At 70.9% G+C, this 23,021-nt stretch carries 26 protein-coding genes; 12 read left to right on the forward strand and 14 right to left on the reverse strand.

The features are described 5' to 3' along the window. Positions 1-72 precede the first annotated feature (72 nt). Genes EXW95_RS16335 through EXW95_RS16345 form a run of 3 tightly spaced genes read right to left on the reverse strand, consistent with a single transcriptional unit; the run spans position 73 to position 3,073 of the window. A complete protein-coding gene (locus tag EXW95_RS16335; RefSeq protein ID WP_062157804.1) occupies positions 73-924 on the reverse strand; it encodes a carbohydrate ABC transporter permease in 852 nt (283 codons plus the stop codon). Beyond that, positions 921-1,841, reverse strand: coding sequence for a carbohydrate ABC transporter permease (locus tag EXW95_RS16340; protein WP_371810124.1), 921 nt, complete (start codon positions 1,839-1,841; stop codon positions 921-923). Before EXW95_RS16340 ends, EXW95_RS16335 begins: the two co-directional genes overlap by 4 nt. Further along, positions 1,838-3,073: an ABC transporter substrate-binding protein gene (locus EXW95_RS16345; RefSeq protein WP_174368340.1), complete on the reverse strand. Its 1,236-nt coding sequence runs from the start codon at positions 3,071-3,073 to the stop codon at positions 1,838-1,840. Before EXW95_RS16345 ends, EXW95_RS16340 begins: the two co-directional genes overlap by 4 nt. Before the next feature lie 194 nt (positions 3,074-3,267). Here EXW95_RS16345 and EXW95_RS16350 point away from each other — a divergent pair, with 194 nt between their 5' ends. Next, positions 3,268-5,028: a M3 family oligoendopeptidase gene (locus EXW95_RS16350; protein WP_174369031.1), complete on the forward strand. Its 1,761-nt coding sequence runs from the start codon at positions 3,268-3,270 to the stop codon at positions 5,026-5,028. 71 nt (positions 5,029-5,099) lie between these two features. Here the strand turns inward: EXW95_RS16350 and EXW95_RS16355 are convergent, their stop codons facing one another. Next, positions 5,100-6,710 (reverse strand): S49 family peptidase, encoded by a 1,611-nt coding sequence (locus tag EXW95_RS16355; protein ID WP_174368341.1) that lies wholly within the window; start codon positions 6,708-6,710, stop codon positions 5,100-5,102. 37 nt (positions 6,711-6,747) lie between these two features. Further along, complete coding sequence (locus EXW95_RS16360; RefSeq protein ID WP_174368342.1) at positions 6,748-7,116, reverse strand: hypothetical protein; 369 nt, start codon at positions 7,114-7,116, stop codon at positions 6,748-6,750. Between the two features lie 332 nt (positions 7,117-7,448). Between EXW95_RS16360 and rbfA the strand changes: the two genes are divergently transcribed. From rbfA to EXW95_RS16375, 3 genes are read left to right on the forward strand one after another with little or no spacing between them, the layout of a single operon-like run. Further along, entirely contained in the window at positions 7,449-7,739 is a 291-nt protein-coding gene (gene rbfA / locus EXW95_RS16365; protein WP_174368343.1) for a 30S ribosome-binding factor RbfA, read from the forward strand. Further along, entirely contained in the window at positions 7,736-8,176 is a 441-nt protein-coding gene (locus EXW95_RS16370; RefSeq protein WP_371810126.1) for an acyl-CoA thioesterase, read from the forward strand. The genes rbfA and EXW95_RS16370 overlap by 4 nt, the downstream gene beginning before the upstream one ends. Next, positions 8,173-8,649 carry an NUDIX domain-containing protein gene (locus EXW95_RS16375; RefSeq protein WP_174368344.1) on the forward strand — a complete coding sequence of 159 codons (477 nt, stop codon included), beginning with the start codon at positions 8,173-8,175 and terminating at the stop codon, positions 8,647-8,649. Before EXW95_RS16370 ends, EXW95_RS16375 begins: the two co-directional genes overlap by 4 nt. 58 nt (positions 8,650-8,707) lie before the next feature. Here EXW95_RS16375 and EXW95_RS16380 read toward each other — a convergent pair whose 3' ends face one another. Further along, entirely contained in the window at positions 8,708-9,367 is a 660-nt protein-coding gene (locus EXW95_RS16380; RefSeq protein WP_174368345.1) for a cytochrome c, read from the reverse strand. A 91-nt stretch (positions 9,368-9,458) separates the two neighbouring features. Here EXW95_RS16380 and EXW95_RS16385 point away from each other — a divergent pair, with 91 nt between their 5' ends. Then, entirely contained in the window at positions 9,459-10,202 is a 744-nt protein-coding gene (locus EXW95_RS16385; protein WP_174368346.1) for a helical backbone metal receptor, read from the forward strand. A gap of 53 nt (positions 10,203-10,255) precedes the next feature. On the opposite strand, the gene EXW95_RS16390 is transcribed toward EXW95_RS16385, so the two are convergent. Continuing rightward, on the reverse strand, positions 10,256-10,999 hold the full coding sequence (locus EXW95_RS16390) for a chlorite dismutase family protein (protein WP_229783701.1): 744 nt from the start codon (positions 10,997-10,999) through the stop codon (positions 10,256-10,258). A 241-nt stretch (positions 11,000-11,240) separates the two neighbouring features. After that, positions 11,241-11,954, reverse strand: coding sequence for a hypothetical protein (locus EXW95_RS16395; RefSeq protein ID WP_174368348.1), 714 nt, complete (start codon positions 11,952-11,954; stop codon positions 11,241-11,243). Between the two features lie 25 nt (positions 11,955-11,979). Between EXW95_RS16395 and EXW95_RS16400 the strand changes: the two genes are divergently transcribed. Together EXW95_RS16400 and EXW95_RS16405 are read left to right on the forward strand one after the other, a co-directional pair. Beyond that, entirely contained in the window at positions 11,980-12,336 is a 357-nt protein-coding gene (locus tag EXW95_RS16400; RefSeq protein WP_174368349.1) for a VOC family protein, read from the forward strand. Between the two features lie 161 nt (positions 12,337-12,497). Beyond that, positions 12,498-13,064, forward strand: a complete 567-nt coding sequence (locus EXW95_RS16405; protein ID WP_174368350.1) for an alpha/beta hydrolase — start codon at positions 12,498-12,500, stop codon at positions 13,062-13,064. 281 nt (positions 13,065-13,345) lie between these two features. Here EXW95_RS16405 and trxA read toward each other — a convergent pair whose 3' ends face one another. After that, complete coding sequence (gene trxA, locus EXW95_RS16410; RefSeq protein ID WP_160979311.1) at positions 13,346-13,678, reverse strand: thioredoxin; 333 nt, start codon at positions 13,676-13,678, stop codon at positions 13,346-13,348. Positions 13,679-13,810: 132 nt separating this feature from the next. Between trxA and EXW95_RS16415 the strand changes: the two genes are divergently transcribed. The 4 genes from EXW95_RS16415 (at position 13,811) to EXW95_RS16430 (ending at position 17,149) form a co-directional block, all read left to right on the forward strand. Then, positions 13,811-14,173, forward strand: a complete 363-nt coding sequence (locus tag EXW95_RS16415) for a DUF309 domain-containing protein (protein WP_174368351.1) — start codon at positions 13,811-13,813, stop codon at positions 14,171-14,173. Positions 14,174-14,277: 104 nt separating this feature from the next. Further along, positions 14,278-14,856 carry an NYN domain-containing protein gene (locus tag EXW95_RS16420; protein ID WP_174368352.1) on the forward strand — a complete coding sequence of 193 codons (579 nt, stop codon included), beginning with the start codon at positions 14,278-14,280 and terminating at the stop codon, positions 14,854-14,856. Continuing rightward, positions 14,856-15,866 (forward strand): phosphate acyltransferase PlsX, encoded by a 1,011-nt coding sequence (gene plsX / locus EXW95_RS16425; protein ID WP_174368353.1) that lies wholly within the window; start codon positions 14,856-14,858, stop codon positions 15,864-15,866. The genes EXW95_RS16420 and plsX overlap by 1 nt, the downstream gene beginning before the upstream one ends. Before the next feature lie 98 nt (positions 15,867-15,964). After that, a complete protein-coding gene (locus tag EXW95_RS16430) occupies positions 15,965-17,149 on the forward strand; it encodes a mechanosensitive ion channel family protein (RefSeq protein ID WP_174368354.1) in 1,185 nt (394 codons plus the stop codon). Between the two features lie 105 nt (positions 17,150-17,254). Here EXW95_RS16430 and EXW95_RS16435 read toward each other — a convergent pair whose 3' ends face one another. From EXW95_RS16435 to EXW95_RS16455, 5 genes are all read right to left on the reverse strand, one after another. Next, a complete protein-coding gene (locus EXW95_RS16435) occupies positions 17,255-18,388 on the reverse strand; it encodes a cysteine desulfurase family protein (RefSeq protein WP_174368355.1) in 1,134 nt (377 codons plus the stop codon). Between the two features lie 127 nt (positions 18,389-18,515). Continuing rightward, on the reverse strand, positions 18,516-20,138 hold the full coding sequence (locus tag EXW95_RS16440) for a PASTA domain-containing protein (RefSeq protein WP_174368356.1): 1,623 nt from the start codon (positions 20,136-20,138) through the stop codon (positions 18,516-18,518). A 58-nt stretch (positions 20,139-20,196) separates the two neighbouring features. Continuing rightward, on the reverse strand, positions 20,197-20,493 hold the full coding sequence (locus tag EXW95_RS16445) for an AzlD domain-containing protein (RefSeq protein ID WP_174368357.1): 297 nt from the start codon (positions 20,491-20,493) through the stop codon (positions 20,197-20,199). Further along, a complete protein-coding gene (locus EXW95_RS16450) occupies positions 20,490-21,221 on the reverse strand; it encodes an AzlC family ABC transporter permease (protein WP_174368358.1) in 732 nt (243 codons plus the stop codon). Before EXW95_RS16450 ends, EXW95_RS16445 begins: the two co-directional genes overlap by 4 nt. A gap of 49 nt (positions 21,222-21,270) precedes the next feature. After that, the gene (locus tag EXW95_RS16455) at positions 21,271-22,152 is read right to left on the reverse strand and encodes a zinc-binding alcohol dehydrogenase (protein ID WP_174368359.1); all 882 of its coding nucleotides are present in this window, start codon (positions 22,150-22,152) and stop codon (positions 21,271-21,273) included. Between EXW95_RS16455 and EXW95_RS16460 the strand changes: the two genes are divergently transcribed. Further along, positions 22,151-23,002: a MerR family transcriptional regulator gene (locus EXW95_RS16460; RefSeq protein WP_174368360.1), complete on the forward strand. Its 852-nt coding sequence runs from the start codon at positions 22,151-22,153 to the stop codon at positions 23,000-23,002. The genes EXW95_RS16455 and EXW95_RS16460 overlap by 2 nt on opposite strands. The last annotated feature ends 19 nt before the right edge of the window (positions 23,003-23,021 follow it).

Here is a 23,021-nt window from a genome sequence, read left to right on the forward strand (position 1 = left end):
AGGTCACCTGAAGGGAAGGGCAGTGGGGAGTGGGGGGTGGGGTGGTTCCATCGACCATCAACCATCACCCGTCTACGCCTTCACGCCGCCTGCGGTGAGGCCCGCGACGAAGCGGCGCTGGAAGATGGCGATCAAGAGCACGAGGGGGACGGTGGCGACGACGACGGCGGCGGCGATCAGGGGCCAGGGGAACGCGAATTCGCCCTGGTAGAGGGTCACGCCGACGGACACGGTGCGCATGGACAGTTTGGTGTTGAAGCTCAGGGCGAGCAGGAATTCGTTCCAGGAGTTCACGAATACCAGCAGCGCGGCGGTGACGACGCCGGGCGTCGAGAGGGGCAGCACGACGCGGGTCAGCGCGCCGACGCGGGTGGTGCCGTCCACCATGGCGGCTGCTTCGAGGTCGCGGGGAATGGCGCTGAAGAACGCCACGAGCGTGAGGATGCCGATGGGGAGGCTCAGGGCGGCGTAGGGGAGGATCAGCGCGGGATACGTGTTGAGCAGGTTCGCGCCGCGCATCAGGCGGAACATGGGCACGAGCAGGCTGACGACCGGGAGCATGCTGAACGTGACCACGGCGGTCATGAGCAGCCCGCGCCCGCGCAGGTTCAACCGGGCCAGGGCGTACGCGGCGGGCACGGCAGCGGCGATGCACAGCACGGTGCTCAGCAGGCTGACGGTGAGGGAGTTCAGGAAGAACTGCGCGAACGGCTGCTCGCTGAACACCCGGGCGTAGTTGCTGAAGTCCAGTTTCGACGGGAGGTACTGCACCGGGAACTTCTGGAGTTCCCCCTCGGATTTCAGGCTGGTCAGGACCATCCAGATGAACGGGAAGAACCCGCCGACGATCAGCGCGGCCAGCGCGGCGTACCGTCCGGCGCGCTGCGCGGGCGTGAGGCGCTGGGGGCTGGTGTCGCCACTCACGAGTTGCCTCCGTCCCGCACGAAACGGACGTACACGGCGGTCACGGCCAGACTCAGGGCGAACAACGCGACGCTGAGCGCGGCGGCGTACCCGAAGTCCAGGAACTCGATGCCCGTGCGGTAGATGTACACGCCGAGCGTCTCCAGCAGCCCCTGCGCGGGCGCCTGCTGGATGAACGTGTAGGGAATGTCGAAGACCTGCACGGCGCTGATGGTGCGGAAGATGAACGCCACGGCGAGGCTGGGGGCCAGCAGCGGCAGGATCACCCGGAAGAACGTCTGGGTGGGGGTCGCGCCGTCCACCTGCGCCGCCTCGATCATCTCCTTCGGGATGCCCTGGAGGCCGCCCAGGACGATCAGCGCGACGAAGGAACTGGTCTTCCAGACGATGGTGAGGACCATCGCCAGGACGCTCAGGCCGGGCGTGCTGAGCCAGCGCAGCGGCTCCTGAATGAAGCCCGCGCGGACCAGCAGGTCGTTGAACACGCCGTACTGCGCGTTGAACAGCCACGCGAAGATCAGGCCCGTGATGACCGGCGGCATCGCCCACGGCAGCAGCAGGGCCACGCGGGCCACGTCCCGCGCGCGGCTGGGCAGGTGCGCGGCCAGCGCCATGGGCACGCCCACCAGGAACGACCCGCCGACGGTCAGCACGCCGAAGAACAGCGTGTTGCGCAGCGCCGCGCCGAAGCGGGCGTCGCCGAGCATCTGCGCGTACTGCTTGACACCCACGAAGCCCGTGAGCCACGGTTCGGTCAGCTTGTTCAGGTACAGGCTGTCGCGGAAGGTGGTCAGCATGGGGAACAGCAGCACGCCCAGCAGCAGCGCCGCCGCCGGGAGCAGCAGGAAGAAGGCCAGCAGGCCCTCGCCGGGTTCACGGCGAACCCGGCGGGAAGGGGAGTTCAGGGGTGGAATCACTTCAGCAGGGGTTCCAGGTCACGCTTCATGTCGTTCAGGGCGGCGTCCACGCTCTTGCTGCCCGCGACGGCGGCGGAGACGTTATTGCGGATGATCTCGCTGACGCGCGGGTAGGCGGGCGTGACGGGGCGCGGGCGGGCCTTCGTGACGATGGGGTACAGGGACTTGAAGTGCGGGTTGGCGGCCAGCACGGCCTTGTCGTTGTACAGGCTCTTGCGGACGGGCAGGTACGCGCCCTTGACGGCCATCTCGCGCTGCACGTCGTTGCTGGACATGAACTGCAGGAGTTTCACGGCGGTGGCCTTGTTGCGGCTGTAGGCGTTCAGGCCCCATTCCCAGCCGCCGGTGCAGGTGGCGCTGGCGTTCTTCCCGAAGGCGGGCAGCGCGGCGACGCCCACGTCGCCCTTGACCCTGGTCGGCTGGGGGCTGTTGCCCTGGAAGTGCGCCCAGGCGTAACTCCAGTTCAGGCCGAACAGGACGTTCCCGGCCTGGAACTGCTGGCGGGAGTCGTCGGTTTTCATCTCGGCGCTGGCGGCGGGGGCCAGTTTGGTCTTCACGGCGTTCACCAGGAAGCCCAGGCCCTGCTTCGCGGCGGGACTGGTGACGTCATTGACACTGCCGCCGCCGGTCCAGGTCATCTCCAGGAAGTTGCACACGGTGCCCTCGATGGGCGCGCCCTGGAAGTTGAAGCCCTGCAGGGTGCCGCCTTCGGCCTTCTGGATGCGCGCGGCGGTCGCGGCGAGTTCGTCCCAGGTCTTGGGGACCTTGGCCTTGTACTTCTCGAGGAGGTCCTTGCGGTAGTACAGGAACTGCGCGTCGGTGAAGGCGGGCATGGCGTACAGCTTGCCGTTCACGCTGGCGGCGGCGACCGGGCCGGGCAGGAAGGCTTTCAGGTAGGTGTCCTTGCTGGGCAGGTACGCGTCGAGCGGTTCGGCCCAGCCGGCGGCGGCGAAGGTGGCGGTGCGGACCACGTCGATCAGGAAGAGGTCGAGGGTGTTGTCCTTCGCGGCCAGCACGGTGGTGAGGTACTGGTTCTGGGCTTCGCTGGTGGCACCGCCGGTCTCGATCTTGATCCGGACGTTGGGGTTCTGCTTCTCGAAGCGGTCGAAGATGGGCTGGAAGATCTCGGGGCGCTGCTGACTGCCCATGAAGACGGTCAGGGTGGTGGCGGCGTGGGCGCTGCCGAGCGCGGCGAGGGCCAGGGTGGCGGTCAGGGTGAGTCGGGTACGCATGGGAACCTCCAGAAGAAAAAGTGGACTTGTTTTATCAACTAAAGACCTGCTGATCCAGTCGCGCGCGGCGACCCTGTCCAGACCAACGGAGAATGACCCCACCAGCATGGCACGCCCACCCCCACCCGTGCGCCAATTGGCTTACCTGCCCCCACCCGCCCCGCCGTACACTCCGGAACGTGACCACAACCGAGATGCCCCGCTGGCGCACCGACGACCTGTACGCCAGCCTGACCGACCCGCAGCTGGACCACGACCTGAACGCCCTGACCGAGGACGTGCAGGCGCTGGAGGCCCTGTTCGACACGCACGCCGTCCGCGCCGACTCGCCCGTCACGACGGCTGGTGTGGACGCGGTGCTGGGCGAACTGAACGCCGTCCTGACCCGCGCGGGCCGCGTGCGCGCCTTCGTGTACGCCTTCGTCACCACTGACAGCCGCGACGAGGCGGCGCAGGCCCGCATGGCCGCCCTGACCACCCTGACCCTGCCCCTCGGGCCGCTGGGTTCACGCCTGACCGCGTGGCTGGGCGGCCTGGACGACGCGGCCCTGACCCACCTGCTGGAAAGCAGCGCTGTCGCCCGCGCGCACGAGCACCGGCTGCGCCGCGCCGCCGAACTCGCCCGCTACCAGATGACCCCGCCCGAAGAGGACCTCGCCGCGCGACTGCACCCCGCCAGCGGCGGCGGCTGGGGCAAACTGCACGGCAACGTCTCCAGCACCCTGACCGGCGAGTACCGCGGCCAGACCCTGCCCGTCACGGCCCTGCGCGCCCTCGCCAGCGACCCCGATGCGGGCGTGCGCGAGGACGCCTACCGCGCCGAAGTGGCCGCCTGGAAGACCCAGGAGACCGTGTTCACCGCCTGCATGAACGGCGTCAAGGGCGAGGCGGGGACCCTCGCCACCCGGCGCGGCTTCACGGACGTCGTCGCGCCCAGCCTCCTGAGCAACGGCATCGACCGCGAGACGCTGGACGCCATGCAGGCCGCCGTCGTCCGCTCCCTGCCGGACTTCCGCCGCTACTTCCGCGCCAAGGCCCGCCACCTGGGCAAGACGCAACTGGACTGGTGGGACCTGTTCGCCCCGGTGGGAAGAAGCGACACCCACTGGGACTACGCCGCCGGGGAGGCGTTCGTGGAACGCCAGTTCCGCGCGTACAGCCCCGCCCTGGGCGACTTCGCCGCCCGCGCCTTCCGGGAACGCTGGATCGACGCCGGACCCCGCGACGGCAAACGCAGTGGCGCGTTCTGCATGAAATGGCAGGGGGCCGACAGCCGCATCCTGATGAACCACGACCCCAGCCTCGACTCGGTCAGCACCCTGGCGCACGAACTGGGGCACGCGTACCACAACGTGCAGCTCGCCCCGCTGGACCCCCTCCAGCAGGAGACGCCCATGACCCTCGCGGAGACCGCCAGCATCTTCTGCGAGACCATCATCCAGAACGCCGCCCTGGCCACCGCGCAGGGCGCCGAGCGTCTGTACGTCCTCGAAACGCAGCTGATGGGGCACGCGCAGGTCGTCGTGGACATCCACAGCCGCTTCCTGTTCGAGAAGGCCGTCTTCGAACGCCGCGCGGGCGGCGACCTGAACCCCAGCGACCTGAACACCCTGATGGTCCAGGCGCAACGCGACACGTACGGCGACGCCCTGAACACCCCCCACCCCTACATGTGGGCCGTCAAGCCGCACTACTACGGCCGCTCCTTCTACAACTACCCGTACACCTTCGGGCTGTTGTTCGGCCTGGGCCTCTACGCTCAGTACGAACAGGCCCGCGCCCAGGGGCGGGAAACGGACTTCCAGGCCCGCTACGACGCGCTGCTGGCCGCCACCGGGCAGGCCACCCCGCTGGACCTCGCCGCGCGCTTCGGCATCGACCTGCACGCCCCGGACTTCTGGGAAGGCAGCCTGAACGTCATCCGCCGCCAGATCGACGCGTACGAAGGGATGTAGGTTGTAGGCCGTGGGTGGTGGGAAGGGCTGCCCCTCCGACAACCCACGGCCCACAACCCACAACCTCCGCGTCAGCGCACTTTGATGTCCTGATCGAACCACGTCAGCACGCGTTCCCCGCCGAACGGCCACACCGTCACGCGGGCGGCCTGCGCGGCCTCCTGCGCGAATTCCGGGAGGGGACCGTGATTCTTCGGCGTGACGTTCCACGCGGGCGCATCACCCGGCAGGCCCGCGAGTTCCCGCGCGCGCGCCAGACCGGTGCGGAGGTCGCCCAGTTCGTCCACCAGCCCGCGGTCCAGGGCGTCCTGCCCGCTCCAGATGCGGCCACGGCCCAGTTCGTTCACGCGCTCCTTGCTGAGGTTGCGGCCCTCGGCGACGCGGGTGGTGAAGCGGTCGTACACCTCCAGGATGCCCTTCTCGACGTGCTCCCGCTCGTCGTCGCTGTAGGGGCGGGCCGCCGAGTACATCAGGGCGCGGTCGCGGCCCACCCGTTCGGGGTTCAGGCCGTGACGGCGGTTGAATTCCGTCAGGACCGGCTTGCCGCTCACCACGCCGATGCTCCCGGTCAGCGTGTACGGCGACGCGACGATCGTCTTCGCGTGCGTGGCGACGTAGTACCCGCCGGACGCGGCGTACTCGCCCATGACGACCACGACCGGCTTCTCGCTGGTGGCGACCTCGCGCCAGATCAGGTCGCTGGCCAGGGCGCTGCCGCCCCCGCTGTTCACGTACAGCACGATCGCCTTCGTGGTCTTGTCCTGTTTGGCGCGGCGCAGCGCCGCCACGACCGTGTCCGACCCGGCCATCGGGCCGCCCAGCAGCGGCAGCGGCACAGGATTATTACGGCTCTTCCCGGTGATGATCGCCCCGACGAGCGGCACGACCGCCACCCGCCCCGCTTTCGCCGCCTTCCCAGACCGGGCGGGCAGCAGCAGGTCCGCGACCGCCGCGAACGGACGGCTGGCCGGGCCGATCAGTTCGTCCTCATAGGCGACCTTCGTGATCAGGCCCGCCTCCAGCGCCGCCTGCGCGCTCGTCAGGTCCGCCGCGAGCCACCCGGCCGCCACGTCCTCCGGCACGCCGCGCGCCGCCGCGAGGTCCCGCACCCACGCGCCCTCCAGGCCCGACAGGTACGCCTGCAGCTGCTCGCGGTTGTGGTCGTCCATCCGCTCCTCGGAAAAACGCGTCAGGGCCGCCTTGTACTCGCGGACGCGCAGGTTCTCGAATTCGATCCCGCGCTTCTTCAGGAACTCACCCAGGAACGTGCTCTCGATCCCGAACCCGCCGATGTTCACCTCGGCGGACTCCGGCGACACCAGTTCCCCCGCGCCGCTCGCCGCGATCAGGGACAGCATGTTCAGCTGCGGCAGGTACGCCACCACCCGCTTCTCCCGTTGCAGGTCGGCCAGCAGCCCCCGGATCGCGTGCGCCGTCGCCGGTGCCGCCGTGAACTCCCCGAACCGCACCAGCACCCCGTGCAGCCACGCGGCCCCGCGCAGCTTCTCGACGCGCGCCGCCAGCGCCTCCAGCGACTCGGTGCGGCTGAGCAGCCCCGCCACCGGATTCGTCGGCTGACGCTCCGGGTAGGGGCCACTCAGGTCCAGCACCACCCACGTCGGGCGGGTCACGCCACCGGGCAGCGCGTCATCGGTCTTCAGGAACGGCAGTTTCAGGTTCATGCCCCACGCTACGCGCGCCCCGGCTGAGAAGTTCCGATCACTCCTCCAGCAGCGTCCACGACCGGAGCGGGCTCATGTCGCCGTCCGTGACGCGCACCTGCACCGGCTTCAGGTCCCACACGAGCGCCGAGTGCCGCCCCGACCCGTCCCGGTACACCCGCACCGCCCGCCCCTGCCCGTCCACACCCGCGCGGCTCAGGGTCCACCCGGCGCGTTCCAGCACCCCGCACGCGAACTCGTGCGTGGTGTTGAGCGCCGTGACGCCCTCGCCGCCCGTCAGCACGGCCATCACGACGTCCTCCGGCCCAGCCAGCGCCTGCGCCTGCGCCAGCGGCGTGCCCAGCAGCGCGGCGAGCAGCAGCAGGTGACGGCGCGTCACGCGGTCCAACAGTCCAGTTCCCAGCATGCGTTCCCCCCTCCGGTCACCGCGCCTGAAAGTGGTGCGGGCGGTGACTGCGCCCAGGGTGCGCGCGGGGCCGTGACCGCACCGTGCCCGCACCGTGACCGCGCGGCGCGCATGAAGGTCAGGGTGGACCCGGATGCCGTAGCATGCCGGGATGCCAGTCCCCACCCCCCACCCCCTCGACCGCCGGAGCGGCACGTGAGACGGATTCCGTCTGTTCCGCTGGCAACCCGGAACACCACCGGGTTATCCACTTCACGTCCGGAATCCGTCCTTCTCCTACTCGCATCCGCTCGAACTGAACGGTTCATGCAAACCGTTCAGTCGGAGTCCATATGAAACCCGAACAGATCCAGTCGCAACTGACCCGCGTGATCAGTGACGCCATCGCCGGACTGCGCGACCCGCGCGTGCCCATGATCGTCACCGTCGAGCGCGTGACCGTCACCGCCGACTACGCCCAGGCCCGCGTGTACGTGAGCGCCATGACCGGCGACATGGAGGACCTGCTCGACGCGCTGCGCGGCGCGCGCGGGTACCTGCAGCGGCAGGTGGCCGATCACGTCAAGCTGCGCCGCACGCCCGTGCTGGAATTCCACGACGCCAGCGACCGCCCCCCCCTGTGACCGCCGAATCGCAGGCCGCGCCCTGGCCGCCCACCGTCATCCGCGTGCGCTACGCCGAGACGGACGCGATGGGCGTCGCGCACCATGCCACGTACCCCGTGTGGTTCGAGGTGGCCCGCACTGACCTGATGCACCACCTGGGCCTCCCGTACCGTGAGGTCGAGGCGCGCGGGTACTACCTGATGCTGTCGGGCCTAAACGTCGAGTACCGCCGCGCCGCCCGCTACGACGACGAACTGCGGATCGTGGCGCGGCTGAGCAGCGTCCGCTCGCGCACCATGACCTTCACGTACGAGGTGCTGCGCGGCGACGAACTGCTCGCCACGGGCGAGACCCGCCACATCGCCACCGACCAGACCTACCGCCCCGCCCGCCTCCCGGACGACGTGCTGAGCCTGCTGCAGGAACCGGGGCGCGCTAGACTGCCGGGAACATGAGCCACCTGTCGCGCACCCTGCCCCTGAAACGTGCCGCGCACGTGTACCTCGTCCGGGACGGGCACCTGCTGCTCGTCGAGGAACGCATGGACGACGGCAGCATCTTCTACGGCCTGCCCGGCGGCAAGGCCCTTCCCGGCGAGACCCTCGGCGACGCTGCCGTCCGTCAGGTGCTCGTCGAGACCGGCCTGACCGTCACGGACCTGATGTTCGTCAGCCTGCTCGAAGGCGAACTGCTGACCGGGACCCGCAACGAGTGCTACGCCATCTTCGGGCGCTTCACCGCGACCTTCCACGGTGAACTCGACCCCACCGACCCCGAGGTCGTGGGCGTGAAGTGGGTGCCGTTCGCGCAGGTGGAATCCCTGGTCCGCTACGGCCCGCCCCCCGAGGTCGAGGAACGCAACCCGCTGATCTGGGTGCCCACCCGTGACTTCGTGCAGGGACAGCCCCGCGCGTACTACCCCATCTGAAGCGCAGCAGGAGCAGAGGCGGCCCCGGTACTCCTGGGGCCGCCTCTGCTGGTGGTGTTCAGTTCAGGGTCTTCACGAAGGCGTACACGTTCGCCACGTCGCTGTCGGTCAGCTGCGTGTCGGCAATGCGGGGCATCGCGGTGGACAGTTCGCGCTCGGGCGTCTTGCCTTCCCGCAGGGCGACGGTGAACTCCGCCAGCGTCCAGTCCTTCACCTTGCTCAGGGCCGGTCCGACGACGCCCTGACCCTCGGCTCCGTGGCACCCGGCGCAGCTGACCGCGTAGGATTTCTCGCCCGCAACGGCGTCGCCCTGCGTCTCGGCGGCGGCGGCGGTCTCCACGGGCTGCTCGCCGGTTGACCCGGCCGCGTCGGTGTCGGTGGCGCTGCCCTCGGTGGTGCTGACCTTCTCGTCGCCGGTGGTGGCCTCGCCACTGGCGGTCACGGCGCCGTTCTCGCCGGCCAGTTCGCCGCCCTCGTTGTCGGCTTTCACGTCACCCAGGGCACCCTCGGCCCCGGCGGCACCCGTCGCGGCGCTGTTCGCGCTGGGACCCTGTTCACTCATGGGCGCGCCGCTCTCGCTGTGCCCGCCTTTCTCCTCGCCGTGGCCGCCCTTCTCCTCGCTGTGGTGGGGGGTGGTGGCGATGTTGTACCCGACGACGGAGCCGCCGACGGTCAGGGCCAGCAGCAGGGCCATGGAAACGACGAACGTGTTCTTCATATACCCCCGAGCCTACCATACGGTCAGGGGGCGTTTGCCCGTGCCAGCGCGCACTTCCCACCCGCGCCCGCCGCGCCCTAGACTGCCCGGCATGCCCCCCACGCGACTGGCCAGCCTGACGTGCAGCAACACCGACATCCTGCACGCCCTGCACGCCACCGACCGGCTGGTGGCCGTGGACAGCCACAGCGACGCCCCCGGAATAGAACACGCCGCGCGGCTGGGACCGGACCTGAACATCGACGTGGACGCCCTGACCCGCGCCCGCCCGGATCTGGTGCTCGCCAGCCTGAGCGTGCCCGGCATGGAACGCGTCGTGCAGGCCGTGCAGGACGCGGGGCTGAACACCGTGATCCTCGACCCGACCAGCGTGCCGGACACCGCCGCCACCATCCGGCAGGTGGGGGCGCTGCTGGGCCTGCCGGAACGTGGCGAAGAGGTCGCCGCCGCGCTGGAGGCCGAACTGGCCGCCCTGCACCGCGCATCCCCAGCCCCGGCGCGCGTGCTGGTCGAGTGGTGGCCGAAACCCATCATCGCCGCCACCCGCGACTCCTGGGTGACGGACCTGCTGACCAGCCTGGGCGCCGTGAACGCCCTGGCCGAGCGGGCCGGGCGCAGCAGCCCCCTGACGCTGGACGAGGTCCGCGCCGCCCGCCCCGACCTGATCGTCTGCTCGTGGTGCGGCGCGAAGAAACTCCGCCCGGAGGTCATCGAGGCGCGCGGCCTGGGTGTCCCCGTCGTCGCCGTCCCCGAAAGTGGCCTGGGCCGCCCCGGCCCCCGCCTCATCGAGGGTGCCCGGCAGATCCGCGCCGCCCTCGACGCACTGGGCCGCTGACGGCAACAGAAGGGGAGAGGCCACCCGACCTCCCCCCAGATCAGACTCCCGGTTTACGCGAGGTCGTCCAGCGTCTCCTGCAGGTCCTTTTTCACGCAGGTGAACATCGGGGTGTCCTGCAGCGTGTAGTTGCTCGCCTCGGTGTAGCGCAGGCGGTGCACGAGGTCCACGAATTCCTGCGGGTAGTCGCTGTCGAAGCTGACCACGAACTCCTGATCGTCGATGCCGTAGGAGTAACTGGTGTTGATGCGCACGCCCTTGAACGGTTCGGACGCGTAGATGTGCTCGTCCATCATGCCCTGGCGGGCGTGGGGGGTCAGGTCGTACCACGCGCGGGTCTTGATGAACGGGTAGATGAACAGGTAGCGGCCCTGGCCGGGCAGGATTTCCAGGCCGTGCCCGCTGCCCTCGACGCGGTTCACGTACTGGCTGCGTTTGTTCATGCTGGTGTACGTGTACGGCTGGGTCAGGTAGCCCATCAGGCGGGTGCGGTTCAGGCGGGCCTGGGCGTCCTGGAAGTCGCGGACGTCGAACGCCATGCGCCAGATCATGAAGTCCACGTCGCCGCGCACGCCGACCAGCGAGTAGCTGCGCTGGATGAGGCCCTTCGCGGCGGGCGCGTCGGCCTGCCACGCGTCGGCGGCGGCCATGAACTCGGCCTTGATCTCCTCGCGTTCGGCGTGCGGGAGGCGACGGAAGGCCGGGTCGAGTTTGAAGAACGAGTAGTTCATGAACTGCCGTCCACCGCGGTCCGGTTCACGCTGCGTGACCTGCCCGCTGGGGTCGAGGTCCACCATGCGCTTGCGGGCGGGGCGACCGGCGGGCGCACCAGCAGGGGCTCCCTGAGTGGGGGCGGCGGGTTGGGCGTTCGATTCGGGTTGTTCGCTCATGGGATCACCGGGGCGCGCGGGGCGCCGAAGTCAGAGAGGAGTGGGGGAGAGGGTGCCCGCAGGCCCACTGCGCGGGGCAGGTGGGGTGGGGGCGCACGCGCTGAACTATCTCACCCGCCGCGCGGGGCGCATGACCCCGAACGACCGGTCAGGCAGGCCACACGCGCGGCACGGGGAACACCATCCGGAAGTCCGGCACCGCCACCGTCAGCAGCGGTCGCCGCTCCAGCAGCGCCGGGTGGAAGTTCCCGCCGATCACGCTCAGCCGCGCGGGCCGCACCCGACCGGACGCCGAGACCGTCGTCAGCAGCGCCGCCCGTTCCCCGGCCTCCGGCAGGGGCGGCTGGACCAGCGTCCGCCACGCGGCAGGCACCACCGCCGTCGTCACGGGCAGCGACGGCCCCCACGACCGCACGCTCAGGTGCGCGAGCAGCCGCCCGTCCTGCGTGACCCGCACCTGCTCACAGCAGAGTTCAGTGGTATCAAGGGTCTTGCTTAATACCACTGAACCGAGCGGAGTGAGCACCTGACAACACCAGCGGTTGGAAGTGGAATTGAAGGGCGTGAGGTTGGCCCTTCGATGGAACTGGAAACCGCTGTCGCGCCCCGGCACGCCCTCCCACGCGAAGTCCGCCCGTGACTTGGGAATCGCCCAGTTCCGGCGGCCCCACTCCACACTGTCCTGCGTGCTCACCACGATCCGCGTCACCTGCGGCGCGCCCGACAGCGACACCCACAGCAGCTCGTCGTACGGCCCCACGCCGGACTGCGCGTAACGCACCAGCATCAACGCCCCCGCCTCAGGCCCGCCGTACACGGCGACCACGCCCCGACCCGACAAGTTCCACGGTGCTCCCGTCACGCCCGGCAGCGTATACCCTGCACGCATGCTCAAGCACGTCTCCTTCCTGACCCGCGACATCGCCGCGACCGTCGCCTTCTACGAACGCCTCGGCGCCACCACCGACAAGAACATCACCACCACCGAAGGGCACCGCCGCGCCGTCCTGCGCCTCGGAGAAGGCCTCCTCCAGTTCTTCCAGATCACCGGCGAGACCCCCGCCCCGCACCCCCACTGGGCCGAACACATCGCCCTGCACGTCACCGGCCTCCGCGACCTCCTCCCCACCCTGAAAGAAAGCGGCGTGACCGTCACCCGCGACCTCCAACCCAGCCCCGGCGGACGCGACATGGCCTTCGTGCAGGACCCCGACGGACGACAGGTGGAACTCCTCGAAGGGTGAGGGGGGCTGTGGGAAGTGGGCAGTGGGGAGTGGGGTGAAGGCCATCAGCGGACCAGCCCGCGTGTTCGCCACATGGGGTGTCCGTCGCGTGCCCGCCCAAGGCGACCGACCCACTCCCCACAACCCACTCCCCACTTCCTTCAGGCGCTAGCCTGGACCCCATGACGCCGACCATCGTGATCGTGCCGGGCCTGGGGGATAGCGGGCCGGAGCACTGGCAGAGTCTCTGGACCGGGAAGTTCGGCGCGGCGCGCGTCCGGCAGGACGACCCAGAGCGGCCCACGCCCGAGACGTGGTCGGCGCGCCTTCAGGAGGTCATCGACGCGACGCCGGGCGATCTGGTCCTGATCGGGCACTCGTGCGGCGTGCTGAACATCGTCCACTGGGCGCGCCTGACCGGCGGGCACCCGCGCGTGAAGGGCGCCATGCTCGTCGGCCCCACCGACGCGGACCGGGCGTTCGAGGAGTACCCGACCGTGGCCGACATGGCCCCCGTCCCCATGCAGCCCCTGCCGTTCCCGGCCCTGGTCGTCGCCAGCGAGAACGACCCGTTCGCCAGTTTCGAGCGGGCCCAGGCGTTCGCGGAAGCCTGGGACGCCGAATTCATCTCGGCGGGCGAGGCCGGGCACATCAACGTCGCCAGTGGACACGGCGACTGGCCCGACGGCGAGGTGCTCCTCAGCGAGGCCCTGCACGCCTGGACGCCACCGGACATCGTGCGGATGTGAACGGGGGAGGGAAGTGGGGAGTGGGTTGTGGGCAGTGGGTCGGCCGCCATGGGCGGGCACGCGGCGGAACTGCCGTGGGGTCAGGCTGACGCCTGACGGGAGTGGGGTGTGGGGAGTGGGTCGGTCGCTTTGGCCGGGCACGCGGCGGACCCCCCATGTGGCGAACACGCGGGCCGGTCCGCTGATGCCCTTCAGTCCACTCCCCACTCCCTACTTCCCACTACCCAGGCAACGACGAAACGCGCCCCAGGTCACTGACCGGGGCGCGTCACCGTTGCCGTTCAGGCGCTGGCGGTCGCGTTGCTGTACTTGTCGAGCAGCGCTTCGAAGGCGCGTTTGGGCTGGGCGCCGACGACGCCTTCGACGGGCTGGCCGTCCTTGAAGAGGATCAGGGTGGGGATGCTCATGACGCGGTACTGGCCCTGCGTGACGGGGTTCTCGTCGACGTTCAGTTTCGCGATCTTGACCTTGCCCTCGTACTGCCCGGCGAGTTCCTCGATGACCGGGGCGATGATGCGGCAGGGGCCGCACCAGGGGGCCCAGAAGTCCACCAGGGTCAGGCCCTCGCTGATCTCGGCGTTAAAGTTGCTGTCCGTGAGTTCCACAGGCTTCATGCCTTCGACTATACCCCTGGGGGGCAGGGTGGGGATATGCCGGGGGTGGGTGTTCCCTCACCGGTTGTTTAACCGTGGTGAGGTGGGTCGCAGTTGGCGTTCTGCGGGCCGGGACGGAGTACCCTGCCGGGCATGACGGTCAGTGGGTCGGTGGATTTCCGGCGCGGCGCGGCGCTGTTCGCACGCGGCGAGTGGTGGGAGGCGCACGAGGCGTGGGAGCGGCCGTGGCTGACGGCGCGCGGGGACGACCGGGCGTTCCTGCAGGCGCTGATCCTGCTCGCGGCGGCGCTGCATAAACGCTGGGCGCACGGCAGCCTGACGCACCGGAACTACGACAAGGCCCTGCGGTACCTGGACGGGCTGCCCGCCGGGTACGCGGGGGTGGATCTCGCGCGACTGCGGGCCGACGTGTGGAACGCCCTTCAGGGTCCGTCGCGGCCGGAGGCCGGGGTGCCCGCGCTGCGCGGGCCGGGCGGGGCGCCGTTCCCCACGTGACGGTCCGTCAGGTATCCTGAGCCGCGAACGCTCAGGCCCCCCAGGGGACGCCGGGCGTCCGCCGCCGCCCGCCCCATGGCAGGCGCGGCCCCAGGAGATCACAGATGGAACGCATTGCACTCTTTATTGACGGCGCGAACGTGTACGCGGCAGCCAAACGACTCGGGTGGAACTTCGACCACCGCAAGATCCTGGAGCACTTCGCCGCTCCGGGCCGCCTGTACAACGCCTTCTACTACACCGCCGTCCCCACCCCCATTGACGACAAGCAGAAGCGCTTCACGGACGCCCTGACGTACATGGGCTACACCGTGCGCACCCGCCCGCTGCGCGAGGCGACCGACGACAGCGGCGACACTTACCGCCGCGCCAGCCTGGACATCGAGATCGTCACGGACCTCCTGACGACCAGCGACCAGTACGACACGGCGGTGCTGCTGACCGGCGACGGGGACTTCGAACGCCCGGTCGAGGTGCTGCGCGCGCGCGGCAAGCGCGTCGTGGTGGCCAGCATCGCCGAGATGACCAGCTACGAGCTGCGCAACGCCGCCGACCAGTACGTGGACTTCAAGGACATCCGCGAGCACGTCGAACGCCCCGGGTACCGCCTGCCCAGCGAGCAGCGCGGGCAGGAGAGCCGTCCCTTCTATACGTCCGCCGCGCTCGACGGCGACGACCGCTGATGAGCCTCCCGGTCGCGCTGGACGCCATGGGCGGCGATCACGGCGCCGCACCGAACGTCGAGGGGGCGGTGCAGGCCGCCCGCGCGGGCGTACCCGTGATCCTGGTGGGGGACCGCGTGAAACTCCACGCGGAACTCGGTCGGCACGCGGGCAGCGCGAGTCTGCCCATCGAGGTCGTCGAGGCGACCGACGTGATCGGCATGGACGAGCACGCCAGCGACGTGCGCAGCCGCACGCAGGCCAGCATCAACGTCGCGTCGCGCCTCGTCAAAGAAGGCCGCGCGTCGGCGGTCGTGAGCATGGGGCACAGCGGCGCGACCATGGCGTCCGCGCTGCTCACGCTGGGCCGCATCAAGGGCGTCGAGCGGCCCGCGATCCTCACGCACCTGCCCGCCAAGGGCGGCTTCACCACCCTGCTGGACGCCGGGGCGAACGCCGACGTGAAGGCCACGTACTACGCGCAGTGGGCGCGGCTGGCGAGCGTGTACCTGAAGGTCGTCGAGGACCGCGACAACCCCACCGTTGGCCTGCTGTCCATCGGTGAGGAGGACCACAAGGGCAGTGCCCTGGTCCTCGAGGCGCACGGCCTGCTGCGCGACCTGCACGGGCGGGGCGTGAACTTCCACGGGAACGTGGAGGGCCGCGACATCTTCCGCAACACCACCGACATCGTCGTCACCGATGGCTTCACCGGGAACGTCGTCCTGAAGCTCGCCGAGGGTGAGGCCAAGGTCCTGTTCGGCTGGGTCAAGGAAGCCCTGCAGAGCAGCCTCAAGAGCAAACTGGGCGGCCTGATGGTGCGCGGCGCCCTGCGCGGCCTCGCCGAGCGGATGGACCCCAGCACGTACGGCGCGAGCATCCTGATCGGCGTGCGCGGCCTGGCGTTCATCGGGCACGGCAGCGCCGACGCCCGCGCCGTGAAGAACGCCCTGCTGCGCGCCGCCCGCGCGCACGAGGCGAACCTCGTCCCCCGGCTGGAGGCCGCGTTCACGGAACAGTCCTCCGGCTGACGTTCACCGCCCCTGCCCGCCCGGAAGACCCGCCGGGCGGGTTCATCTCTGGTGGGTGACTCTTGGCACGCTCACGCACTCATGAGAAGGTGTGGGTCATGTTGCAGGAACTCACCGTGCAGATCGTCAAACCCCAGGTGTGGGTCGGCCTCGCGCTGACCGCCGTCGCCGCGTACGCCATCTACCGCTTCGGGCGGCTGCTGATCAGAGCGCTCGAACCGCACGTCCCCGCCCGCCTGCGCCCCGCCCTGAACTGGCTGTGGGCGCTGGTCGTGATCGTCGGCTGGCTGGCCGTCGCCACCGCCGTCGCGTACCTGCCCAGCGTCCCGGTGCTGTTCAGCCTGGGCCGCGACATCATGGACGGCTTCCGCCACAGCGCCGGGCAGCTCGTCGTGGTGATCGCCATGGCCCTGATCGCCTGGAATCTCATCGGCGCACTCGCCCACCGCATCGTCGCGGACGAGGAATTCAACCGCCGCAGCGTCCGCGTGCAGACCCTCAAGGGCGTCGTGGAAAGCACCCTGCGGGTCGTGGTCGTCATCCTGAGCGTCATCGCGGGCCTCCAGGCGCTCGGCGTGAACGCCACCAGCCTCCTGGCCGGGGTGTCCGTCCTGGGCCTCGCCGTGGGGTTCGGCGCGCAGAGCCTCATCAAGGACGTCTTCAACGGCTTCTTCATCCTGCTGGAAGACCAGTACGGCGTCGGGGACGTCATCACCGTGAACTCCGGGCAGCTGTCCGGCGGCGTGGAACGCGTGAACCTGCGCGTCACCGCCCTGCGCGCCCTGGACGGCACCGTGCACATCGTCCCGAACGGACAGATTCAGACCGTCAGCGTCAGCAGCAAGGACTGGTCCAGGGTCGTCGCGCAGGTGGACGTCACGTACGCCGCGAACATCGACGACGCCCTGCGCGTCCTCGAACAGGTCAGCACCGAGATCTACGAGGCCGACGAGTGGAAGCACTTCTTCCTTGAAAAGCCCGAACAGCAGGGCGTCACGCAACTCGCCCCGGACGGCGTCACGCTGCGCGCCCTGTTCAAGGTGCAACCCAAGAGCCAGTACGCCATCGGCCGGGAATTCAACCGCCGCATCAAGATCGCCATGGACGAGGCCGGGATCGAGATTCCCTTCCCGCAGCGCAGCCTGAACTTCGGCGGCGCGCCCATCGAGATCAAACTCACCCGCGAGGACACCACCCGCGACACCCGCGACACGCAGGACCGCGAGCACGCCCCCGTGAAACCCACCCTGACCCGCGACCCCGGCACGAACGAAACCAGCTGACGGGGGAGAGGGTTGATGGGTGACGGTTGATAGAGAGGAGCCACACCATCGATGCACAGAGGCCGTGGAGGTGTTTCCACGACCTCTCTGTGCGTTTCGATCCGTCTAGGCGCGGCTCCAGTTGGCGGCCTGCGTGAGGGCCTGGGCCGCCGCGCTGACCTCGGCGGGCGTGGTGGCCGCGCCGAAACTGAAACGCAGGGACGCGCGGGCCTGCGCCTCGTCCAGGCCCAGGGCGGTCAGGACGTGACTGGGCTGCATGGTGCCCGCGCTGCACGCACTCCCGGCACTCGCGGCGACGCCCAGCATGTCGAGGTTCATCAGCAGCGCCTCGCCGTCCGCGCCGCCCACCGTGACGTTCACGACCTTCGGGCTGCTGTCCGGCGCGTGATTCACGCCCAGGTCCGGAATGCCCGCGACCTCCCGCATGAACTGCTCGCGCAGGGCGTGCAGGTGCGCCAGGGTCGCGCCCTGCGCCGCCGCCGCGTGCGTCAGGGCCACGCCCGCCGCGTACACCCCCGCGGTGTCCTGCGTGCCGGGGCGCACCCCGCCCTCCTGCCCGCCGCCCAGCGTCACCGGGGGCAGCTCGGCGCCGCGACGGACGTACAGGAAACCTACGCCGCGCGGGCCGCCCCACTTGTGCGCGCTGAACGTCGCGAAGGTCACGCCCCAGCCGGTCAGGTCCACCGGGAGCACGCCGGGCGCCTGCACGGCGTCCGTGTGGTACGGCACGCCCCGCGCCGCCGCCAGGGCCGCCAGTGCCGGGGTGTCCTGCACGGCGCCGACCTCGTTGTTCGCGTGATGGATGGACACCAGCGCCGTGTCGTCCCGCAGCGCACCCGCGAGTTCCGCCGGGTCGTACCGCCCGAACCGGTCCGGAGTCAGGAACGTCACCGCCCAGCCCTGCGCCGCCAGTGCCCGCGCGGGGGCCAGCACCGCCGAGTGCTCGGTGGGCGTGGTGATCAGGTGCCCGGGCCGCCCGTGCGCGTCCAGCCACGCGCGCGCGGTGCCCAGCAGGACGTGATTGTCCCCCTCGGTGCCGCCGCCGTTCGCGATCAGCGTGCGCGGGTCCACCCCGAACGCCGCCGCCACCCGCGCGCGGCCCTCCTCCAGGCACTCGCGGGCCGCCTGTCCCGCCGCGTGCACGCTGGCCGGGTTGCCCGGCAGCGCCGCCGCCCGCGCGTACGCCGCGAGGGCCTCCGGGGTCATGGGGTGCGTCGCCGCGTAATCCAGGTAGATCATGGGTGTCCTCACAGCAGGGGGCAGAGGTCGAGCGGAACTCCCCCGGTGCCTCTGAATCGAATGGAGCGGATCGGTGAGAGGCGTGCGGGCGCTGTGGGTCAACCCAGGCGGCCACCGCACACCCCGGTCAGGGCGTCACGAGCGCGAAATCCTGCCCGTCGCGGCGGATGACGAACACCGCGTCCCCGGTGACGCTGGCCGTCGTGCTGATCTGCTTCCCGGCCAGCGTGGCGGCGTCCGCGTTCAGGTCCAGCGGCCGCTCGCCGCCGTCGTCCCGGACCGCGAGCGTGTACGTGCCCTCCGGCAGGTCCGTCGGGAAGGTGTAGCGCAGACTCACGCTGCGGGCCGCCGGGGCGGGCGTCTGCTCCTGCGGCACGGCCGGAATCTCGGTGCCGCCCGCCTGACCCTGCTCCTGCACGGACGGCGTGACCGGCTCGGGCACTGGCGTGGGTTCCGGTTCGGGCGGCGTGACGGGCGGCGGCAGCGGCAGGCTGCCCGCCGGGCGGCTGGGCGCGCTGTAGCGCGGCGCGGCGACCGTCAGCGTGACCGGACTGCCCGCCGTGACCTTCGCGTACGCGGCCGGCGTCTGATCCAGCACCGTGCCTTCCTTCAGGTCGCTGGGCTGCTGGGTCACCTTGGTGACGACCAGACCCGCCGTGCGGACGTACTTCAGGGCGTCCTCGTACTGGAAGCCCTTCAGGGGAGGCAGCCAGGTCTGCTTGCCCACGATGCCGGTGCTGACCATCAACTGCACCGACTGCCCCTGCTGCGCCGTGGACCCCGGCTCGGGCAGCTGCGCGACCACGCGGCCCTCGGGCGTGCCGGTCAGGGTGCCGTCCACCTTCACGATCTTCCCGACGGTCATGGCGCTGCCCTTGAGCGCGTCGCGCGCCTGATCGGGCGTCATCTCCTCCAGGCGGGGCACCTCGATCGCCGGGGGGTTGTTCACGGTCAGCGTCACGAGGCGCCCCACCGGCAGGTTGGTGCTGGCCGCCGGGTCCTGACGGATGATAGACCCGACCGCGCGCCCCGCCGCCTGCCCGGTCGCGTACTCGACCCGGAACCCCTCGCTGGTCAGTTGCCGCGCCGCGTCCTTCGCGGGCTGCCCGACGACGCTGCTCACGGCCCGCACCGGCGGGTTCAGGTAGATCTGCACCGCCTGCGCGCCCACGTACCCGGCGCCGCCCAGCAGCAGCAGGCCCGGCACGAACGTCAGCCACGCGCCCGGCTCGCGGCGGCGCTTCACGCGCGCACCCTTCAGTGGCGCCAGCGTCGCCGCGTTCCGCGCCGCGACGTCCTCGGGGCTGCGGGGCGCCAGCAGGGGCGTCAGGTACGCGACGCGCGGCTCGTGCCCTTCCACGAGGACCTGCGCGTCCTCCAGCGCGTACCCGTGTCCGGCCAGCGAGGCGGCCAGTGCGTTCACGTTCTCCACGAGGTCCTGCGGGACGCCCTTGTGCGCCAGCGCCGATTCCAGCGGCTGACCCGTCACGGGCTGCCACACCGCGTAGAACGCGCCGGGCCGCGCGACCACGTCCGTCAGGCCCGCCGGGCTCAGGGCGCGCAGCGCCGTGCGGTACGCGTGGAAAGCCTGCCGGTCGGCGGGTGTCGCCACGTTGAACCACGCGACCTGCCGCGTGACGCCCTCTGCGGCGCGGACCTCGGACAGCGTGACCGGGCCCTGCACGGACACCTCGCGCAGCACCTCGTACTTCCCGTCGATCATCTTGACCCTGCCCACCTGACCCGTCATGCGCCGCCCAGCATAGCGCGCCCCCACCCCCACGCGCCGCAGCCGCCGTCACAGGCCGCTACGCGCCCAGCATGCGCGCCGCCCAGTACGCCGCGAAGCCCCCCAGGATGCCCAGCGCGAGGTTCCGGGTGCGCCACAGCAGCGCGCCCCCCACGACGGCCCCGATCAGCCGCCGGGCCCACTCGGGGCTGCCCAGCACGTCCGGGACGATCAGCGCCGCGAACACGCTGACCGGCACGAAGCGCAGGAACGCCAGCCAGAACGGCGGCAGGTTCAGCCCACCCAGACTGAGCCCCACGAATCGCGCCGCGTACGTCACGCCCCACATGAGCAGGGTGACCAGCCAGCCGCTCACGCGCGGACCTCCGCCCGCCGCGTGCTGATCAGCGCGCCCAGCAGCGCCCCACCCACCCCGACCAGCAGCACGACCAGTCCGCCCGGCAGCACCCGCCCCAGCCCCCACGCGCCCAGACCCGACAGGACCGCCACCAGCACCGCCACGCGGCCCACCAGCAGCGGCACCAGCAACCCCAGGAACGCCAGCGGAAAGATCACCCCCACGCCCAGCGCGTCCGGGTCGGGCAGCGCGGCGCCCGCCAGGGCGCCCAGCAGCGTCGCCGCGTTCCACGCCGCGAACAGGCTCAGTTCCGCGCCCAGCAGGAAGCCCACGCTCAGCCCCCCAGGATCGCGCGGCCCGGCGACCAGCACCATGCCGTACGCCTCGTCCGTCAGGAACTGCGCCGCCACGGCACGCTGCCACCGACTCAGCGACAGCTGCCGCGACAGGCTCAGGCCGTACAGCACGTGCCGGGCGTTCAGCACGAACGTCGTCCCCACCAGTGCCAGCGCCGCCGCCACCCCCGGCACGCCCCCACCCACGAACTGCCCGGCCGCCGCGAACTGACTCGCCCCGGCGAACACCGTCACGCTCATCAGGCACGTCTCCCACACGCTCAGGCCGCCCGCGCGGGCCGTCACCGCGTACGCCACCGCGAACGGCACCACGCCCGCCCACAGCGGCACCATCACCCGGAAGCCCCGCCCGAACGTCCCCCAGTCGAACCCCCGCCCCTGACCCGTCATGTCGCGCAGCCTACCGGGTCGGCGCCGGCCGATGCGCGCCCTGCACGTGCTACGGAATCCACTCCACCAGTGCACTCACAGGCCGGTCCGGCCTGCTCAGGCGGGCGTACAGGTCCGGAAGATCGGCGGCCGCCACCGTCACCGGGTACAGCGCCTCCAGCACCGGACTGACGTGCCGCCACCACCAGCGGGCGTGCGCGGCGTAGTCCTCGCCGTCACTGGACGCCACGACGCTCAGTTCCTTGCGGTGGAAGTCTGGCGACAGCGTCAGCGCGCCCCAGTTGCCGTCCGAGAGCACCACGCAGCGCCCACGCGATTTCAGTGCCCCCAGCAGTGCCGAGAACCCGGCGGGGGCGGCGCTGCATTCCACGCCCACGTCGAAGGCGTCCCGCGGCGCTTCTGCTGGCGCGTACACCTCACGCGCGCCGAACTGCCGGGCGAGGGCCTGCCGGTCGGCACGCGGCTCAATCACGCTCACGTCTTGGCCCGCGCGGGTCAGGTTGAACACGCTCAGCAGCCCCAGCAGGCCCGCCCCGGCCACCAGCACCCGCTCGTGCGGTCCTGGGCGCACGCGGCGCAGGCCCTTGGCGGTCTCCTCGGCCAGGATCACGCTCAGCGCCGCCCGGTCCGGCACGTCGTCCGGCACGGGAATGACCCGCGCCGCGCCATGCACACCCCACGCCGCGTGTCCCAGCGTCGTCACGACCCGCGCGCCCACCGGCAGCGTCACGCCCGGCCCGGCCTCCGTGACCGTCCCCAGCGTCTGATACCCCAGGGCCGATGGAAACGGTCCGTCCCTCAGCATGCTCATTTCCGAGGCGACACTCAGGGCACTCAGGCGGGTCTGGACGCGCACCTCGCCCGGCCCGACCCCGCGCTGCGCGAGCGGCTCCCAGCGCGGGGTGAGCGGTGCAGCGGCGATCAGGCGCATGGTTCAGTCTGCCACCCGCTTGACCCTCACGCGGCGGGAGGGCCTACGCTGCCCCTCAGGAGGTTCCACCCTGGAGGCGAAGCGCTGGACGGTGGGGGAGGTCGCGGCCCTGACGGGCGTCAGCGTGCGCACCCTGCACCACTACGACGAGATCGGGCTGCTGCGCCCCGCCGAGCGCAGCGAAGGCAATTACCGCCTGTACACGCCGGGTGATCTGGCGCGGCTGCGGCGGGTGCTGACGTGGCGGGCGCTGGGCGTGCCGCTCGCGGAGGTGGCGGGGGTGCTGGACGCCCCGCCGGACCTGGAACGCGAGGCGCTGCGTGCCCACGCCGGGCGGCTGCGCGCGGACCTGCGCCGCGCCGAGCACACGCTGCGCGAGGTGCAGGCCCGCCTGGACGCCCTGGAGGACGGGGCAGAGGAGACCACCATGACGAACGAGGACGTGAAGGCCGTGTTCGACGGATTCGACCCGGCGCAGTACGAGGACGAGGCCCGTGAACGCTGGGGCGACACGGACGCCTACCGCCAGAGTGCCGCGCGCACCGCCCGGTACAGCAGGGCGGACTGGGCGCGCATCCGCGCGGAGATGGACGGCATCACCGCTGAATACGTGGAGCTGATGGACGCGGGTGTGCCTGCCACGGACGGCCGGGCGCAGGCGGTCGCGGCGCGGCACCGCGCGCACATCAGCGGGGCGTACTACGACGCCTCACCGCAGATGATGTGCGGCCTGGCGCAGATGTGGGTCACCGACGAGCGCTTCACGCGGAATATCGACCGGACGCGTCCCGGACTGGCCGCGTACCAGAGTGCCGCCGTGACCGCCTGGGCCGACGCGCAGGGCGAATAGCGGACAGCGGGGAAGAGGC

This window comes from Deinococcus sp. JMULE3 (genome assembly GCF_013337115.1).
Classification (GTDB): domain Bacteria; phylum Deinococcota; class Deinococci; order Deinococcales; family Deinococcaceae; genus Deinococcus.